The sequence below is a fragment of the Okeania sp. SIO2F4 genome (assembly GCF_010672385.1).
In the GTDB taxonomy this organism is placed as follows: Bacteria; Cyanobacteriota; Cyanobacteriia; order Cyanobacteriales; family Microcoleaceae; genus Trichodesmium.
The window spans coordinates 1-2,910 of record NZ_JAAHGT010001099.1 but is presented as its reverse complement, the minus strand read 5'-3'; the positions used below and the strand labels follow the sequence as shown (position 1 = coordinate 2,910).

At 39.5% G+C, this 2,910-nt stretch carries 1 protein-coding gene; it reads right to left on the bottom strand.

The annotated features are described in order from the left end of the window. Positions 1 to 813: 813 nt before the first annotated feature. Positions 814 to 2,910: polyribonucleotide nucleotidyltransferase (locus F6K22_RS37520; RefSeq protein WP_293109882.1), on the bottom strand; the 2,097-nt coding region annotated here is incomplete at its 5' end.

Sequence of the window (2,910 nt, the reverse complement as noted above, 5' to 3'; positions counted from 1 at the left end):
CCCCCCTCTTCCCCCTCCTCCCCCTCTCCCCACCCTCCTACTAGGGTTTCAGGAGTTCCTGATCGGGGATAGCTTTCAAGAAGGGGTAATTATTAATTATTAATTGTTCATTGTTAATTGCTGAAAGAGGCAGTTCCTCGGCAGGAGGCTAGCTGAATGCTAAAAGCTGATAGCTAGTTAATCATAATAATAATAGTATTTATAATTTGAGGTATTATAGCTAATATATAATTTAGGTAATTATTTATGGTATTAGATACAGTATATTCCAGATAAATATGGTACAAATGACAATATAAATATTTTTTCCAGCATAGACAAACTGGGTGCAGTGATAATAATTGCTGGAATAGCTGCAAATATTTTGTACAAATTAGGTTTCCACAAAGAAAGTTTTGTTTTGTGCTGTATTGCTGTAGTAAAATTAATTTTCGTTTGCTTGTTTAGAAGTTAAAAAATAGTTCTTGAGATTTTTGAGGTGAAAAATCTACCATTTTCATTCATAATTCTGAATTCTGAATTCTAAATTCTGTCTAAATTGATTAATAAATCTTGATTAAAATTCCTTCCTTTTCACATAGTTCTTGAGATTTTTGAGGTAAAAAATCCACCATTTTTCTTCTAAATGCTGAATGCTGAATGCTGAATGCTGAATGCTGAATTCTCAATTCTGTTATACCAAGTCAAAAGTTTGCCAGTTAATGGGATACTTCCACACACCTAAAAAATTAAATTTTCTCAATGTTTCTATACCATAGAAACATAATTATTACTTCCCATTTCTGACGTCTGACTTTTGACTTGTAACTATCTTTAAGAATTCATTGCCGTAGCACGAGCAGCAGCAGCTTCATCTGGATGAATATTCAAACGAGTTAAATTTATCCGACCCTTAGAATCAATTTCTCGTACTTTAACAATGACTTCATCTCCAATTGCTAGCTCATCTTCTACCTTACCCACGCGGTAATCTGCAATTTGGGATATATGAACCATTCCTTCTTTTCCAGCAAATACTTCCACAAAAGCACCAATAGGAATAATTCGAGTCACTCGACCAACATAAACATCCCCAGGATTCAGTTTCTTGGTCATCCCTTGGATAATATTGCAAGCTTGTTTAGCTTTTTCACCATCCGCTGCTGCAATAGTTACGGTGCCATCATCATCAATATCAATTTTGACGCCGGTTTCCTCAGTAATACCTTTAATAGTTTTACCACCAGGTCCGATGACTAAACCAATCATTTCTGGGTCTATCCTGAAGCTTAAGAGTCGCGGTGCATAAGGTGACATATCCGAACGAGGTTCATCAATGACACTCAGCATCTTCTCCAGAATATGTATCCGTGCTGGTTTAGCTTGATGAATAGCATCAGCAATTACCTCTATAGATAAACCTGTAATTTTCATATCCATCTGTAAAGCTGTAATCCCACTATCGGTACCAGCAACTTTGAAATCCATATCACCCAAAAAGTCTTCTATACCCTGAATATCTGTCAGAATACGAACTTCTTCACCTTCTTTGATTAAACCCATAGCTGCTCCACTCACAGGTTTAGTAATAGGAACACCAGCATCCATTAAACCTAGAGTAGAAGCACAAACGGAACCCATAGAAGTTGAACCATTTGAAGACAGAACTTCTGAAACCACCCGAACTACATAGGGAAAAGCATCGCTTGGTGGTATAACTGGGTTCAATGCGCGTTCTGCTAAAGCACCGTGACCAATTTCCCGACGACCAGGCGATCGCATTGGTTTAGTTTCTCCTACAGAAAAAGGAGGGAAGTTGTAGTGGTGCAAATAACGTTTTTCATCTTGGGGATGTAAATCGTCTGCTAATTCTTGAGCATCACCAGGTGTTCCCAGAGTCACAGCAGACATTACCTGAGTCAAACCTCGATTAAATAGAGAACTACCATGAACTCTTGGTGGTAAGACTCCTACCCGACAAGAAACAGGGCGTACTTCATCCAATTTCCGACCATCAACCCGCATACCTTCGTCAATAATTTGTTTGCGCATCAACTTTTTAGTGACACCCTTAAAGGTATTCCCTAGCGCCATACCGTCAGATTCAACCATGACTCTTACTGCTTCTTCTTCAGGAAGTTCGGCGATCGCTTCTGCTAGAGAATCTTTAATTTCATCCAGTTTTTCATCGCGCTGATTTTTATCTAAATCATATTCAGACAAAACCTGTTTAATAGATTCTGTAGCTTTTTCCTGGATATAGTTTTCTAAGGTAGAGTCTACTTCGGGAGGTTCCAACTCCACAAGTTCAATACCCATTTCAGCAATAATTTCTCGTTGAGCTTGAATAAGGTCACAAACTGCTTCATAACCAAAATCAATTGCCTCAATAATATCTTGTTCTGGCAATTGATTTGCTCCAGCTTCTACCATGATTACTCCTTGAGGAGACCCAGCGACCACCAAATCTAAGTCGCCATTTTTAACTTCACGGTAAGTAGGGTTAATGATAAAGTCATCTCCTACTAACCCTACCCGCACTGCAGCCATTGGGCCATAAAAAGGCAACTTGGCCAGTAATACTGCTACTGAACTACCTGTTACAGCTAGCACGTCTGGTGGTACTTCCTCATCCATGGACAATGTTGTGGCCACAATTTGAATATCATCTCGCAACCAACCAGGAAATAAGGGGCGTAGTGGTCTGTCTATCAAACGACCAGTAAGTGTCACCTTTTCTGGAGGGCGACCTTCTCGGCGCAAAAAACCACCAGGAATTTTTCCTCCAGCGTAGAGTCTTTCCTCATAGTCCACTAAAAGAGGTAGAAAGTCTATTCCTTCTCTACCCTTAGCTGTAGTAGCTGTGACTAAGACTGCTGTATCTCCTGACTCTATCATCACGGCACCACCAGCTTGAGGCGCAAATAAACA